Source organism: Streptomyces sp. NPDC093600, assembly GCF_044764755.1.
Lineage (GTDB): Bacteria > Actinomycetota > Actinomycetes > Streptomycetales > Streptomycetaceae > Streptomyces.
Window position 1 is genome coordinate 66,809 of record NZ_JBIWIU010000011.1, and the last position, 14,559, is coordinate 81,367.

The window sequence follows — 14,559 nt, forward strand, 5'->3', positions numbered from 1 at the left end:
GCCAGAGTTGCCACGTCCAGGCTGTGAGCACGTACGGTACGGCCACACAGGCGTCACAGCCGCGGACGAGTCGGGGACCGCCGGGGACACCGGGAAGGGGCAGCGGGTTGACCACGCACGCACCACAGACGGCGCAGTCCGTGACGCTGCCCGCCTCGCTCGACGAGGCCGTGGCGGCGCTCACCGCCATGCCGGCCGCCGTGCCCGTCGCGGGCGGCACCGACCTGATGGCCGCCGTCAACAAGGGCCAGCTCCGCCCGGCCGGGCTCGTCGGTCTCGGCCGGATCAACGAGATCCGCGGCTGGCAGTACCAGGACGGTCACGCGCTGCTCGGCGCCGGTCTCACCCACTCCCGCATGGGCCGCCCCGACTTCGCCGCCCTCATCCCCGCCCTCGCCGCGGCCGCGCGGGCCGCGGGGCCGCCCCAGATCCGCAACGCCGGCACGCTGGGCGGCAACGTCGTCACCGCCGCGCCCACCGGCGACTCGCTGCCCGTCCTGGCGGCACTGGAGGCCGACCTCGTCGTCATGGGGCCGCTCGGCACGCGCGAGATCCCCGTCTCCCACCTCCTGGCGGGCCGCGACCTGCTGGCCCCCGGCGAACTGGTCGCCTTCGTCCGCGTGCCCCTGCTGCACGCCCCCCAGGTCTTCGTCAAGGCCACCGGCCGCACCGGCCCGGCCCGCGCCACCGCGTCCGTCGCCGTCGTCCTGGACCCGGCCAGGCGCGGCGTCCGCTGCGCGGTGGGCGCCATCGCGCCGATGCCCCTGCGGCCTCTCGAGGCGGAGCACTGGATCGCCTCGCTGGTGGACTGGGACGGCGAGCGGGGTCTCGCGCCGGAGGCGCTGACGGCGTTCGGCGAGTACGTGGCCGCCGCCTGCATCCCGGACCCCGAGGGCGACGAGCAGCTGCCGCCGGCCGTACTGCACCTGCGGCGCACCGTCGCCGCGCTGGCCCGACGAGCACTGGGGAGGGCGCTGTCGTGAGCAACGAGCACGATGACCGGACGGGTGGCTGGGAGCCGATCCCGCAGAGCGAGGGGTACGACGGCGACGCCACCGCGTTCGTGCAGCTGCCGCCCGAGTTCATGCTGGACGGCGTCCCGCTGGAGGCGCCGGGGCACGGCTACGTCCCGCCGATGATCACGCCCCTGACGCCCTTGACGCCGTCCCCGGGGACCGACCCGGGGGCGACGGGCCAGTGGAGCTTCACGGAGGCGCACGAGGGCCAGGCGGCGTATGAGGTTCCCCAGGTTCCCCAGGTTCCCGAGGCGGACGCGGGGCTGACCGGGCAGTGGACGATTCCGGTCGCACCGGACAGTTCGGATGACTCGGGCGAGTACACGGCCTCGATGCTGACGCAGTACGCGAACAGCGCTCCGGCGACCCTCCCCGGCGGCGCACCGGCTCCGTGGGCGGAGGCCGTGCCCGTGCCCGTACCGGAGCCGGAGCCGGAGCCGGAGGCCGTGCCCGTGCCCGTACCGGAGCCGGAGCCGGAGCCGGAGGCCGTGCCCGTACCGGAGCCGGAGCCGGAGGTCGGACCGGAACCGGAGCCGGAGCCGGAGCTTCAGGCGCAGCCCTTCCCGGACGCCGCACCGGAAGAGGCACAGGCGACCCCCCTCGTCTCCACGGGCAGCAGCGCGGACAGCGACGAGCACCCGCACACCTCGTACGTCCTGCGGGTGAACGGCGCCGACCGCCCCGTCACCGACTCCTGGATCGGCGAGTCCCTGCTCTACGTGCTGCGCGAGCGCCTCGGACTCGCGGGCGCCAAGGACGGCTGCTCGCAGGGCGAGTGCGGTGCCTGCAACGTCCAGGTCGACGGCCGGCTCGTCGCCTCCTGCCTGGTGCCCGCGGCGACGGCCGCCGGCAGCGAGGTGCGGACGGTCGAGGGCCTGGCCTCCGACGGCGAACCGTCCGACGTGCAGCGCGCGCTGGCGAAGTGCGGGGCCGTCCAGTGCGGCTTCTGCGTCCCGGGCATGGCGATGACCGTCCACGACCTCCTGGAGGGCAACCACGCTCCCACGGAGCTGGAGACCCGCCAGGCGCTCTGCGGCAACCTCTGCCGCTGCTCCGGCTACCGCGGCGTCCTCGACGCCGTACGCGAGGTCGTCGCCGAGCGTGAGGCGAGCGCGGCGGCCGAGCACGCCGGTGAAGCGCGTATCCCGCACCAGATCCCCCACCCGCACGACGGAGGCATGGCGTGAGCAGCGACGCGACCACCGCCACCACCACGGGCGCCCCGGGCGCCGCCGCGCTCGACGGCGACCAGCAGGAGCTGCCGCCCCATGGCCTGGGCGCCTCGCTCCCGCCGGCCGACGCGCGGGCGAAGACCGAGGGGACGTTCCCGTACGCCTCCGACCTCTGGGCCGAGGGCCTGCTGTGGGCCGCCCTGCTGCGCTCGCCGCACCCGCACGCCCGGATCGTCTCGATCGACACGACGGCGGCGGCCGAGATGCCCGGCGTACGGGCCGTGGTGACGCACGCCGACGTGCCGGGGGAGGCGACGTACGGCCGTACCGTCGCCGACCGCCCGGTCTTCGCCTCCGAGCTGGTCCGCCACCACGGCGAGGCGATCGCGGCCGTGGCCGCCGACCACCCGGACACGGCCCGGCTCGCGGCGGCGGCGATCGCCGTCGAGTACGAGGTCCTGGAACCGGTCACGGACCCGGAGAAGGCCTTCGCGGCCGAGCCGCTGCACCCGGACGGGAACCTGATCCGCCACATCCCGCTGCGCTTCGGCGAGGCGGAGGCGGCCGGAGAGGTCGTGGTCGAGGGGCTCTACCGCATCGGGCGCCAGGACCCGGCGCCGATCGGCGCCGAGGCGGGACTCGCCGTACCGCGCCCCGACGGCGGCGTCGAGATCTACACCGCGTCCACCGACCCGCACACCGACCGGGACCTGGCCGCGGCCTGCTTCGGACTGACCCCCGACCAGGTGAAGGTCGTCGTCACGGGCGTGCCGGGCGCGACCGGTGACCGTGAGGACCCCGGTTTCCAGATCCCGCTGGGCCTGCTGGCGCTGCGTACCGGCTGCCCGGTCAAACTGACGGCCACCCGCGAGGAGTCCTTCCTCGGCCACGCCCACCGCCACCCGACGCTGCTGCGCTACCGCCACCACGCGGACGCCGAGGGCAGGCTGGTGAAGGTGGAGGCGCAGATCCTGCTCGACGCGGGCGCGTACGCCGACGCCTCCTCCGAGTCGCTGGCCGCCGCGGTCTCCTTCGCCTGCGGCCCGTACGTCGTACCGCACGCCTTCATCGAGGGCTGGGCGGTCCGTACGAACAACCCGCCGTCCGGCCATGTACGGGGCGAGGGCGCGATGCAGGTGTGCGCGGCCTACGAGGCGCAGATGGACAAGCTGGCCGCCAAGCTGGGACTGGACCCGGCCGACCTGCGGCTGCGCAACGTCCTCGCGACCGGCGACATCCTCCCCACCGGCCAGACGGTGACCTGCCCGGCGCCGGTCGCCGAACTCCTCTCCGCGGTACGCGACTTCCCGCTGCCCGCCCTGCCCCTGGACACCCCGGAGGACGACTGGCTGCTGCCGGGCGGCCCGGAGGGCGCGGGTGAACCGGGCGCGGTGCGGCGGGGCGTCGGATACGCCCTGGGCATGGTCCACATGCTCGGCGCGGAGGGCGCGGACGAGGTCTCGACGGCGACGGTGAAGGTCCACGACGGGGTCGCGACGGTGATCTGCTCGGCCGTCGACACCGGTTCAGGCTTCACCACCCTCGCCCGCCAGATCGTCCAGGAGACGCTGGGCATCGACGAGGTCCACGTCGCCGGCGTCGACACGGACCAGCCCCCGGCGGGGCCGGCCACGCACGGCCGGCACACCTGGGTCTCGGGCGGCGCGGTCGAGCGGGCGGCGAAGATGGTCCGCACCCAACTGCTCCAGCCGCTGGCCCACAAGTTCGGCATGTCCACGGAGCTGCTCCAGATCACGGACGGCAAGATCACCTCGTACGACGGTGTTCTGTCGACCACGGTCACCGAGGCGATGGACGGCAAGGAACTCTGGGCGACCGCCCAGTGCCGCCCCCACCCGACCGAGCCCCTGGACGACTCCGGCCAGGGCGACGCCTTCGTCGGCCTGGCCTTCTGCGCGATCCGCGCGGTGGTGGACGTCGACATCGAACTCGGCTCGGTCCGCGTGGTGGAGATGGCCGTGGCCCAGGACGTCGGCCGCGTCCTCAACCCCGCCCAACTGGCCACCCGCATCGAAGCGGGCATCACCCAGGGCGTCGGCGCGGCCCTGACGGAGAACCTCCGCACGGCCCGCGGCCTGGTCCGCCACCCCGACCTGACGGGCTACGCACTCCCGACATCCCTGGACGCCCCGGACATTCGCATCGTGAAACTCGTCGAGGAACGCGACGTCGTGGCCCCCTTCGGCGCGAAGCCGGCGAGCGCGGTCCCGGTGGTCACCGCCCCAGCGGCAGTGGCCTCAGCGGTCCGCGCGGCAACCGGACGCCCCGTCAACCGCCTCCCGATCAGGCCGCAGGCGGCGGTGGCCGTACCCAATTCGTAACCATGTGATTCGCGTTGCTCTTGCAACCGGGAGGTGCGCTGTGTCAGTCCTCCTCGGTACAGTGAACTTCTAGACTTGGCTGGGCTTTTCTTGTCTCGGTCTGTTTCGGTTCACGGGGGAGGGACACACATGCTGGCACCGATGGACGGGGGCGGCGCGTCGGGGGCGCGGAGCGTCGCATACGACTCCGAGTCCATGCTGGAGTTCAAGAAGGGCATCGACGAGCTGATCATCACGCTCACCGAATCCCCGGCGAGCTCGGAGAAGTTGGCCGCGGAGCCGGTCACACGCAACCAGTTCGGCGGCGGCGGGCCGTCCTGGATCGAGGCGTCCGGCATCTTCGATTCGTACAACACCGTGCTCAAGCAGCTGACGACGCTCTCCGGTGTGCTGGGTGACTGCCTGGAGGGCATGGGGCTCGCGGTCGTCATGTCGAAGAACGGCATGGAGAAGACGGACGACGACATCAAGTACCGGATGCTCCAGATCAGTCAGCGGGCTGAGGAAGTGAAGAAGCAGGTCGAGGCGGAGACCGCGAAGAACTCGCCGAACAGCGACGGTCACGCACCCAAGCCTGGACCCACGTTCAGGGGCGATTCGTCCCTCACGGACTGATCGTCCGGCCAGAGGGCGTCACGGTTACGGGGAACACGGGGAAGAGGCGATCATGGAGATCAAGATCGGTGGAGGAGTGGCGGCATGACTGACTTTCAGAGCATGTCCCACCAGAAGATGCTGGAATGGCTGGACGAGGCCAGCAGCTTCTACGTCAGGGAAGCAGCGGACAGGCTGGCCGCAGCCGCCGTGAAGATGGACGAGATTGCCGAGCAGGTGAAGGTTCGCCCCGGCCGGGTGAACTGGCAGGGTGAAGCCGAGAAGGCCTTCATGGAGTGGGCGGCGGGCCTGGCGAGCAGCACGCGCAGCCTCTCCGACTACAGCGAGAACGCGGCGGCGCGAATGCGCGACGTGGCAGTGGCCATCGCCGCTGCGCAGAGTGCCATCCCGCGCTACACCTCGCACGCGGACGCCAAGGAGAACCTGGCAGCGGCACAGAAGTACCGCAACGACCCGGACTCGGCCACGGTGGCACGGAACGCCCGCTCCTCGATGGCGGAGGACGGCGCGGACGCGAAGGCCATCGCGGCGAAGGAGGAGGCCAACCGGCAGGCAGCCGCCCGCGAGATGGAGCGGCTCTCCTCGTCGTACAAGGAGTCGGGCCAGCTGATGGAGCGGTTCCCCGCTCCTACGTTCCCGCCGCCGCCGGGCGACTTCGTACCGGACGATTCGGGTCTTCGTGCCGGTTCGGACCGGATGACACGCTCAACCGGGGATGAGAGCAGCACGGTTGCCGATGCTCGAACCACGACGACGCGTTCCCAGGAGACCCGGTCGACGACAGAGGTTGGAGTCGTTCCTCCGTCTGATGACAAGACCGGTCCGGTCCACGTGGTCCGTCCCGAAGTCCCCGTAGACCTGGGCATCGACAGCGTCGGCACACTGCCCCCGCCGACGACCACGACGCCTCCGGCTACTCCGCCTTCTCTTGGCAGGCCGGACACAGGTCTGACACCTCCGTTGGTTGTCCCTCCCACGATCGGTACGCCACCCGTGAGTGGTGGTCGCGGGGTCGTGCCCCCGACCAGTTCACGTGCTCCGCTGAGCCAGCTCGGCCGGACCGGGCCCGGGCAGATCGGTCCTCTTGGAATGCCTCGCGATGGCATTTCCGGTGGTCGACCGGTTCCCCCTGCCTCGGGACGGTCGGCAACGGGTATTCCACGCAGCCCTGTGATCGGGACCGAACACGGCACGGGTACGGGCCGCACGCCCATGGGCCCCGGCATGGGCGGTGGCCCCATGGGCGGACCGGGCGGCGGGCAGAACGGCATCAGCGGTGGCCGTCGTCTTGCCGTCGAGACAGGTGGCGTCGTCGGCGGTCGGCCGCAGCAGCCTGGTGCGGTGAGTGCCCGCCCGTTCACCCCGGGAGGATCCGGGCTCGTGCGGGGCGGTACGCCCAGTGGCGCCGGTACCGGAACGGGACCGGTCGGACGTGGTGGGGGCGTGGCTGGCGGTGCCCACGGTGTGGGTTCCCGTCGCGAGGACAGCAATGGAGAGCGGCCGGACTATCTCGTCGAGGACGAGGAGACCTGGCAGCAGGGTGGCCGACGAGTCGCGCCGCCTGTTATCGACTGATGAGCCAGAGGAAGTAGATGCTTACCAGCAGTATTCGTTCGGGCCGTGGTCGGGCAGTCGCTTCGGCCGCTCTGGGGATGCTGCTGGTGGGCATCGCATCCGTTCCCGCGCATGCGGAGTCGATCCGCTCCCAGCAATGGCATCTGGACATTCTGGGCGCTGAAAAGATCTGGAAGATCAGCACCGGCAAGGGCGTCACTGTCGCGGTCATCGACAGTGGGGTGGACAAGAAGAACCCCGATCTGTTGGGGCGAGTGCTCGATGGGAAGGATCTCGCGCCTGAAGCGAGGGGCGACGAGCACACCGATTACGCGGGCCATGGGACTGGCATGGCCGGGCTCATTGCCGGCACGGGCCAGAGCGGCGGCGGGGACGGTGCCTTCGGCCTCGCGCCGGGGGTAAAGATCCTTCCCATTCGGCTACCGGATGGAGAAGAGGGAGCCGGAAGCCAGGCAGACGCAGATCGCGAATTCAACAAGATCGCGCCTGGTGCGATCAAGTATGCGGCGGACTCGGGTGCCAAGGTCATCAACATCTCGATGGGCTTCAACTCTGGCTCACAGGAGCTCACTGACGCCGTGAAGCACGCCTTGGACAAGGGCGCCTTGGTGTTTGCGGCGGTGGGCAACAGCGCTGACAAGGGCAACGAAGCCGAGTATCCGGGAGCGACGCCCGGCGTTGTGGGCGTCGGCGCCATTGACAAGAAGCTGACGAAGACGGCGGAGTCCCAGTACGGTCCTCAGGTGGACCTTGTGGCGCCCGGCGACCAGATGGTCCATGCCTGTGGCAACGACACGGGCCTCTGCAAGTCGCACGGCACCAGCACGGCCACCGCCATCGCTTCGGCCGCCGCCGCCCTCATCTGGTCCAAGCACCCCGACTGGACCAACCATCAGGTACTCAAGGTCATGCTCAACACCATCAAGGTTCCCGCGGGCGGCGAGAAGCGCAACGACCACGTCGGTTACGGCGCGATCCGTCCCCTCCGTGCCTTGAAGACCCCGGGCGACCCCGGCCCCGCCGATGTCCGCCCCATCCCCGATCTCGCCCCCGCCGCGAGCGCGTCGCCCTCCACCGCTCCTTCCGAGACCGCCGAACAGCCTGCCGCCCCTGCCCCCGCCCCGGCCCCGGTGGCTCAGGAGAAGGAGAGCAACACCGGCCTCTGGATCGGCCTCGGTATCGGCGCGGCCGTCCTCATCGGCGCCGCAGTGGCCGTCCCGATCGTCCGGTCCCGACGAGGCTGAGCCCGTCCGCGCGGTAGCCCACCGCAGCCGGGAGGGGGGCCGTCGTACGTCGAAGGAAGGGGGAAGGTGCCATGAGAGTGGTTTTGAGGAGGCGCTGGCTACCCGCGTTGTTGTTCGTTCTCGTGTCGGCGACGGCTTGTTCGGTAAAAGTCGACGAAAGCAGGGATCGGCGGCGTCGGAAGTCTGTGGCGGGTTTGCGAAGGGTGGTCCCGAGCTCACGGCGCTCAGGTCGGTCGTTGGTGAGGGCGGCCTCACGGATGAACGTTCCCAGCCGGACGAGACGCTCAAGGTGCTGAAAGAGGCCGACGGCGAGCTCAGCACGCAGGAGCTTGCGAACGGCAGTCCGTTCTGCAGACTCCGGAATGCCGGGGACGGGAGTCGGTCCTCGACATCACCTTCCGCGAGGCCCTGGTAATCCCAGGAAGCCGGGATCGCGCCACCTTCCACTACTTCTCGACCGGTGCTGAAGCGCTCTCGTCGGACCGTTACGTCAAGAATTTGTTCCCATGCCGCATGAAGGAGCCGGCGAAGGACATCATCGTCTCCGCCGAACTGGAAAGGCCCGGCAAGAGCACCGCGAGCAAGGCGGACCTTTCCTCTCTTCAGATCGCGGTCTTCAACGCCGCGGCCCGCCGTGTCTCGGCGGAGCTGGGTTGCGGAGACGTCAAGTTGGCCGGCAAGTTGCCTGCCGAGGAGCGGCCCTGAGCATGCCCTTCACGTCCGGGCGGGACGCCACCGCGGCCCGGGTGGCGGGCAGAACCGCACGCTTCCAGAGGGAGTAGGGACGAAGGGCTCGGCCCCCGGCGAGGGCGGAATCCTCCGTTTCGGACCGGCCTCGCGGGGATCCTCATGAGCGGGCCGATCACGGTTCTCAGGGTTGCCATATGCATCGGAGTGAAGCCGATGTGGGGGCCCGGTGAAGTCGCGTGTCGCGGACTCGACGTTCTGCGTGACAGAGAGGCGGAAGCCCCGCAACACCACTACGATCGTGCCGTCTCCGCGCGTGACACGAGTTGCTGAGGTGAAGCGGAGAAGACCACCGCCACGGGGGGATCATGTCGTTCGATGCGGAGTGGGCGTCCGCCCGCACCCACGCCCATGCCGATGTGAGCATGCGGCTCAACCAGGTGCCGTCCGATCCTGGAGGCGGCAGCGGCAGTGCCGATCTCAGCGTCAACCAGGACAAGCTCGGTGCCATCGGCAGCGCCGCGTACGCGCTGCACGGCCGGCTTCTGAAGGACGGGAACCACGCCCGTACGAGCACCTCGGAGGCGGCGACCGGGATGTCCACGAACGGCTTCCGCACCGGGGCCGCGATGGCGACCGTCGAGGAGACGTGGAGGTCGCAGCTGAGCACCCTGCTGGCCGCCTGCGCCAACATCTCCAATCACCTCGACTACAGCGCCGCCTCGCACGCCAAGGAAGAGGCCGACATCAAGGCGGCCCTCGCCGCATCCAAGATCGACGAGTATCTGAAGTAGGGGCAGGGAGCAGCCGTGCTGACCTATGACAACGTCTATCGGGCGCCTCTCGACAAGATGAAGGCCGCCGCCGACGACTGGTCGGAGATGAAAGGCAAGCTGGACAGGCTCGCTGTGGATGCCCGTACGACCATGGCCACCAAGGCCAAGGACGACTACTGGCGGGGCGTGAACGCCGAAGTCACCAAGCCGTTCGTGGACAAGACGGCGAAGGAGTTCGAGGACGCGGCGAAGGCCGCCGACGGCATCCACAAGATCCTCGAGGACGGCTACAACGCCTTCAAGAAGGCGAAGGACGACCTCAAGAAGATCGCCGACACTGATGCTCCCGCGCAGCACCTGCTCGTGACGTCGGACGGCAAGGTCGAGGCGCGAAACCCGCTGGCGTCGATCAAGGACCCGGCCGCGCGGCACGATCCGGACTACCACGAGCTGGTACGCAAGGAGCGTGCCGCGATCGAGGCGATGCAGCGGCGGATCGACGCGATCCTCGAGACCTGCGACGACGCCGACGTGGCCTGCGCCAACGCCCTGAAGGCCAACATCACCGGCGACAAGCACAACTTCAGCGCTCCCAAGTACGGCAGCCTGGACGCCGAGGAGGCGCAGCGCGCCATCGACCTGGCCAAGAAGGGCCGGGACATCTCCCACGAGGAGCTCGAACGCCTCAACGAGCTGCTCAAGGACAACAGCTCGTCCAAGGACTTCTCCCGCACCTTCTACAACGGGCTCGGGCCCAAGGGGGCGCTGGAGTTCTTCGGACAGCTCTCGACGGATACGTACGAGTACGCAGAGCTCGACGAGCAGCGTCTCAAGGATGTGCAGGCGCTCCAGAAGAACCTTGGCCTCAACCTCGCCACGGCCACCCAGGGCGGCGACAAGTGGACCGAGAACTGGTCCACCGAGATGCGCAAACTCGGCACCGAGCGCATCCCGCTCGCCAAGAACGACTACAACGGTCCGTTCGGCTATCAGCTGCTCGGCGGCATCATGCGGCATGGGAACTACGACCCGAAGTTCCTGGTACCGATCGCCGAGCACGTGTCCCAGCTGCACGCCAAGGACCCGTACATGTTCGCCGACAACAAGACGGTCGGCGGCTGGCAGAAGAACCCGTTCAACCCTTCCGGGGTCAACGGTGCGGGTTACGACCCCATGGTGCCGATGCTGGAGGCGCTCGGGCACAGCCCGGAGGCCGCGAAGCAGTTCTTCTCCGGTGAGCCGACGGCGTACAACAAGGACGGGACCGTCGGCGGGACGGTGGACCTGGACCCGGAGAAGGACGGCAATCAGACCAGCTACCTGGACTTCTTCCAGAACAAGGACTACAGGTCCTTCCCCGATATGGACGGGCACAACCCCGACGACGCGGTGAAGACGAAGGACTACATGCCGGACGCCCTGGGCCACGCCTTGGAGGCAGCGACGACCGGTCACGCCTGGGACGACCCCAGCCCGGTCCTGAAGCGGGATGCCGACTCGGTCGCGATCATGAAGGAAGTGATCAACGACTACGGCTCCGACTCCGAACTGCGGAAGCGGCACGAGGCGATGATGGACAGCCTGGGCAACATGGGCGCTGCCTATATCGACGACCTCAACTACTCGACCTACAACTTCGGCGGCACCGGAGACGAGCTGGGTCGGGACAAACTCTTCCCCGGCAGCAGCGACGGCAGCTCCCGTACGGACTTCGGCCAGGCCGCGAGCCTGAAGTTCATGTCGGCGGTGGCAGCGGACGAGGACGCCTACCGGACCATGTCGGCCGCCCAGCAGGTGTTCGAGGCGAGCGGTCTCAAGGTTCTGGGTGGTGACAAGGACGCCGCCATCGAGTTCGGCCACAACGCGAGCAAGGTTCACGGCATTCTCGACGAGTCACGCACCATTCAGATCGCCCAGGACTTCAAGGACGACGAGGACAAGCGGAACCTGGAGCTGGAGAAGCAGGCCGAGTGGCGTAAGACGGGTGTAAGTTCCGGTGTCGCCGCAGTCGTGGGCGTCGGGTCCGCCGTCGTCCTCGGCCCGGCCGCGGGGCTCGTCGCCGTCACGGTCGTGCCGCTCGTGATGGAGAGCGCGGGCGCGGCGGTCAGCACCAGCTACGCCGCCGACACCCTGGAGTACCTCAAGGACAACGAGTACAACAACGACGACCAGGCCATGGACGCCATTCTCCAGACCCAGATGTCCGGACAGAACAGTGCGATGACCCCCCTGCTCAACTATGCGGAATCCGTGGGCATGTCCCTCGACGAGAAGCGCGAGCTGATCCGGGAGGCCGAGACCTCTTACCGTAACGGCATGGTCGCGGCCGGCGGAGGGATGAAGGTCAAGTGAGCAACACGTTCTTTGCCCGGTGCGCCGGGAGTCTGGCAGTCGCCGCCGTGATCGGGCTGTCGGCATCGGCCTGTTCCGGCGGTGGTTCCGGCGGAGAGGCTGAGGCGGAGACGTCCGCGGCGATGAAGACGTGCCAGGAGCTGTTCGGTGAGGAGAACGTCGACGCGGTCCGGAACGGGCTGGGCGGCGGTGAGCTCCAGGCACAGAGCAAGTCCCTGGACCAGATGAAGAACCTGATGGTCGACAAGGCGCGCGGCTGGAAGGCGGAGGGCGACGACCTGTCGCGCGCCTGGTACGACATGTGTCGGCTGGAGGCCACCGACAAGAACGGGCAGGCCTGGGTGACCGGCCAGGTCAAGTGGTCCGTTCTGGCGATGGACTCCGTGACCACGAAGGATTCGGCACAGGAGTGGCGAAAGGCGTCGGACGACGTCTACGTGCAGTCGCTGAAGCGTACGAGCGGAGTCGCCGCCGTACTGCCGTGCCGGATCGAGGGAGCGGACCCGGCACAGCGCAGTGGGTTGCCGCTGGAGATCTCCGTGCTGGACCAAGGCCTGGGCAGGGACAGGGAAGCGTTGCTCGGCAAGCTGCTTGCCTCCCTGGTGCAGGACGCCCAGAAGCGGCTGGGATGTGTTCAGCCGGTGCCCGTGCCAGCGGACCTCCGCCCCTGAACGTGTTCGGCACAGGCCACGTGACGGCGTCGGCCGTGCGCCGCCTGTGACGTCCGGCTCCCGGTCCGCAAGGGTCGGGGCGGTTCAGGAGCCGACACCGGCAGCGCCATCACCGGGCCCGCACAGGTCATGAAGAGGCGGTTGCCGATCATCTTGTCGTGCACCCGTACGTAGCTGTGGTTGGGGCCGGGAGCCAGACGGTGGAGCCCTCGACTGCGGGCGGCATGGTGGTGCGCCGACCTGTCGAGGATCTCAGGGCGGACGCCGCGACTACGAGTGGGAAGGGTTCAAGCGTTCCGGGCCGGCCCCGGCACGGCTGTCCTGCGTCCTTCATGGTCGTACGACGAAGGGATGAGCCCTCTCCGTCCTGCGACAGGGATCATCCCGGCCTACGCCCCTTACTCTGAAGGGCATGAGTGCCTTGGAACCCCGTGACGCCGACGCCGACGCCGGAGTTGTCGGACCCGCCGATGCCGCGTCCCCGAAGGCCGCGGGCGGGTCCGTGCTCGACCGGGATCACCGGGCGCTCAGTATCGGGGTCGTCTCCGTCGTCCTGCTCATCGCCTTCGAGGCGACGGCCGTCGGCACCGCCATGCCCGTCGCCGCGCGGGAGCTGAACGGCATTCCGCTCTACGCCTTCGCCTTCTCCGCCTACTTCACCACCAGCCTCTTCGCCATGGTCCTGTCCGGGCAGTGGTCCGACCGCGCCGGGCCGCTCGCCCCGCTCACCGTCGGCATCTCCGCCTTCGCCGCCGGGCTGCTGCTCTCCGGCACGGCGGGCACGATGTGGCTGTTCATCCTCGGCCGGGCCGTCCAGGGGCTCGGCGGTGGCATGGTCATCGTCGCGCTGTACGTCGTCGTCAGCCGGGCGTACTCCGAGCAGCTGCGGCCCGCGATCATGGCCGCGTTCGCCGCCAGCTGGGTCATCCCCTCGGTCGTCGGCCCCCTGGCCTCCGGAACCATCACCGAGCACCTCGGATGGCGCTGGGTCTTCGTCGGGATTCCCGTCCTCGTCGTGCTGCCGCTCGCCCTCGCCCTGCCCGCGATCCGCCGCACGGCGTCGGGGCCCGCCGACCCCGCCGCGCCGCTCCCGCCGTACGACCGGCGGCGGATCCGGCTCGCGCTGGGCATCTCGGTCGGCGCCGGGCTGCTGCAGTACGCCGGTCAGGAGCTGCGCTGGCTCTCCCTCCTGCCGGCGGCGGCCGGTGTGGCGCTGCTGGTGCCGGCGGCGGTACGCAAGGGCGGTCTGCTGCCGCCCGGTACGTACCGGGCGGCGCGGGGGCTGCCGTCGGTGGTGCTGCTGCGCGGGATCGCGGCCGGCTCCTTCATCGCGGCCGAGTCCTTCATCCCGCTGATGCTGGTCACCCAGCGGGGCCTCAGCCCGACGCTCGCAGGCCTCTCGCTCGCCGTCGGCGGCGCGACCTGGGCGCTGGGCTCCTTCCTCCAGTCGCGGCCGTGGACGGAGCCGTACCGGGAACGGTTGGTGGTCGTCGGCATGCTGCTCGTCGCGGCGGCGATCGCGGCCGCGCCCAGCGTGCTGATCGCCTCCGTGCCGGTGTGGGTGGTCGCGGTGGCGTGGGGGTTCGGGTGCCTGGGCATGGGCATGGTCATCGCCTCGACGAGCGTGTTGCTCCTGAAACTGTCGGCGCCGGAGGAGGCGGGCACGAACTCGGCGGCGCTGCAGATCTCGGACGGCCTGTCGAACGTCCTGCTCCTCGCGGCGGGCGGCGCGGCCTTCGCCGCGCTGGGCGGCGGCGCGGTCGGCCACGCGGCGCATACCGCGACGGCCACCGCCACGGCCGCGGGCTCGCACCCGGCGGCCTTCGCGGCGGTGTTCCTGCCGATGGCGGGGGTGGCGGCGGTGGGGGCGTGGGTCGCGACGCGGTTGGAACCGACGCCGGGTGACACGGCGGGGGCGGTACGGTCCCGGCCTGGCGGCTCCGCTTCGGCGTGAAGCTCGGCGGCCCCGAGCGATGCCGGCCCGGCGCCTTCCGGCCGGTGCGCTCCGGCCGGAGCTTGGCCTTCCGCCCCGAGCCCGTCCTCTTGCGAGTCAGGCCCTGGCTCGCCTTCGCCTCGCGCCGAGCCCGGCGGCCGAGCCGGGTACGTGCC

At 70.0% G+C, this 14,559-nt stretch carries 11 protein-coding genes; all 11 read left to right on the top strand.

Annotated elements, in window-relative coordinates; translation table 11 throughout:
• Window positions 1-107: 107 nt before the first annotated feature.
• The 11 genes from ACIRB4_RS24925 to ACIRB4_RS24975 all read left to right on the top strand — a co-directional run bounded on the left by ACIRB4_RS24925 (window position 108) and on the right by ACIRB4_RS24975 (window position 14,404).
• Entirely contained in the window at window positions 108-983 is an 876-nt protein-coding gene (locus ACIRB4_RS24925; RefSeq protein ID WP_403294379.1) for an FAD binding domain-containing protein, read from the top strand.
• The gene (locus tag ACIRB4_RS24930) at window positions 980-2,203 is read left to right on the top strand and encodes a (2Fe-2S)-binding protein (protein ID WP_403294380.1); all 1,224 of its coding nucleotides are present in this window, start codon (window positions 980-982) and stop codon (window positions 2,201-2,203) included. The genes ACIRB4_RS24925 and ACIRB4_RS24930 overlap by 4 nt, the downstream gene beginning before the upstream one ends.
• Window positions 2,200-4,530: a xanthine dehydrogenase family protein molybdopterin-binding subunit gene (locus tag ACIRB4_RS24935; protein ID WP_403294381.1), complete on the top strand. Its 2,331-nt coding sequence runs from the start codon at window positions 2,200-2,202 to the stop codon at window positions 4,528-4,530. Before ACIRB4_RS24930 ends, ACIRB4_RS24935 begins: the two co-directional genes overlap by 4 nt.
• A 129-nt stretch (window positions 4,531-4,659) precedes the next feature.
• Window positions 4,660-5,145, top strand: coding sequence for a hypothetical protein (locus ACIRB4_RS24940; RefSeq protein WP_403294382.1), 486 nt, complete (start codon window positions 4,660-4,662; stop codon window positions 5,143-5,145).
• Window positions 5,146-5,229: 84 nt separating this feature from the next.
• Window positions 5,230-6,720, top strand: a complete 1,491-nt coding sequence (locus ACIRB4_RS24945; RefSeq protein ID WP_403294383.1) for a hypothetical protein — start codon at window positions 5,230-5,232, stop codon at window positions 6,718-6,720.
• A gap of 17 nt (window positions 6,721-6,737) precedes the next feature.
• Window positions 6,738-7,964 carry a type VII secretion-associated serine protease mycosin gene (gene mycP, locus ACIRB4_RS24950; protein WP_403294384.1) on the top strand — a complete coding sequence of 409 codons (1,227 nt, stop codon included), beginning with the start codon at window positions 6,738-6,740 and terminating at the stop codon, window positions 7,962-7,964.
• A 513-nt stretch (window positions 7,965-8,477) separates the two neighbouring features.
• Window positions 8,478-8,669: a hypothetical protein gene (locus ACIRB4_RS24955; protein WP_403294385.1), complete on the top strand. Its 192-nt coding sequence runs from the start codon at window positions 8,478-8,480 to the stop codon at window positions 8,667-8,669.
• 350 nt (window positions 8,670-9,019) lie between these two features.
• The gene (locus tag ACIRB4_RS24960; protein ID WP_403294386.1) at window positions 9,020-9,445 is read left to right on the top strand and encodes a hypothetical protein; all 426 of its coding nucleotides are present in this window, start codon (window positions 9,020-9,022) and stop codon (window positions 9,443-9,445) included.
• A gap of 15 nt (window positions 9,446-9,460) precedes the next feature.
• Complete coding sequence (locus tag ACIRB4_RS24965; protein WP_403294387.1) at window positions 9,461-11,779, top strand: hypothetical protein; 2,319 nt, start codon at window positions 9,461-9,463, stop codon at window positions 11,777-11,779.
• Between the two features lie 122 nt (window positions 11,780-11,901).
• The gene (locus ACIRB4_RS24970; RefSeq protein ID WP_403294388.1) at window positions 11,902-12,450 is read left to right on the top strand and encodes a hypothetical protein; all 549 of its coding nucleotides are present in this window, start codon (window positions 11,902-11,904) and stop codon (window positions 12,448-12,450) included.
• A 412-nt stretch (window positions 12,451-12,862) separates the two neighbouring features.
• A complete protein-coding gene (locus ACIRB4_RS24975; RefSeq protein WP_403294389.1) occupies window positions 12,863-14,404 on the top strand; it encodes an MFS transporter in 1,542 nt (513 codons plus the stop codon).
• The last annotated feature ends 155 nt before the right edge of the window (window positions 14,405-14,559 follow it).

What these genes read in the sequence shown, in the direction of transcription:
- ACIRB4_RS24960 (WP_403294386.1), top strand. Translation starts at nt 9,020, where the DNA reads ATGTCGTTCGATGCGGAGTGGGCGTCCGCCCGCACCCACGCCCATGCC.
- mycP (WP_403294384.1), top strand. Translation starts at nt 6,738, where the DNA reads ATGCTTACCAGCAGTATTCGTTCGGGCCGTGGTCGGGCAGTCGCTTCG.
- ACIRB4_RS24945 (WP_403294383.1), top strand. Translation starts at nt 5,230, where the DNA reads ATGACTGACTTTCAGAGCATGTCCCACCAGAAGATGCTGGAATGGCTG.
- ACIRB4_RS24955 (WP_403294385.1), top strand. Translation starts at nt 8,478, where the DNA reads ATGAAGGAGCCGGCGAAGGACATCATCGTCTCCGCCGAACTGGAAAGG.
- ACIRB4_RS24970 (WP_403294388.1), top strand. Translation starts at nt 11,902, where the DNA reads ATGAAGACGTGCCAGGAGCTGTTCGGTGAGGAGAACGTCGACGCGGTC.
- ACIRB4_RS24975 (WP_403294389.1), top strand. Translation starts at nt 12,863, where the DNA reads ATGAGTGCCTTGGAACCCCGTGACGCCGACGCCGACGCCGGAGTTGTC.
- ACIRB4_RS24940 (WP_403294382.1), top strand. Translation starts at nt 4,660, where the DNA reads ATGCTGGCACCGATGGACGGGGGCGGCGCGTCGGGGGCGCGGAGCGTC.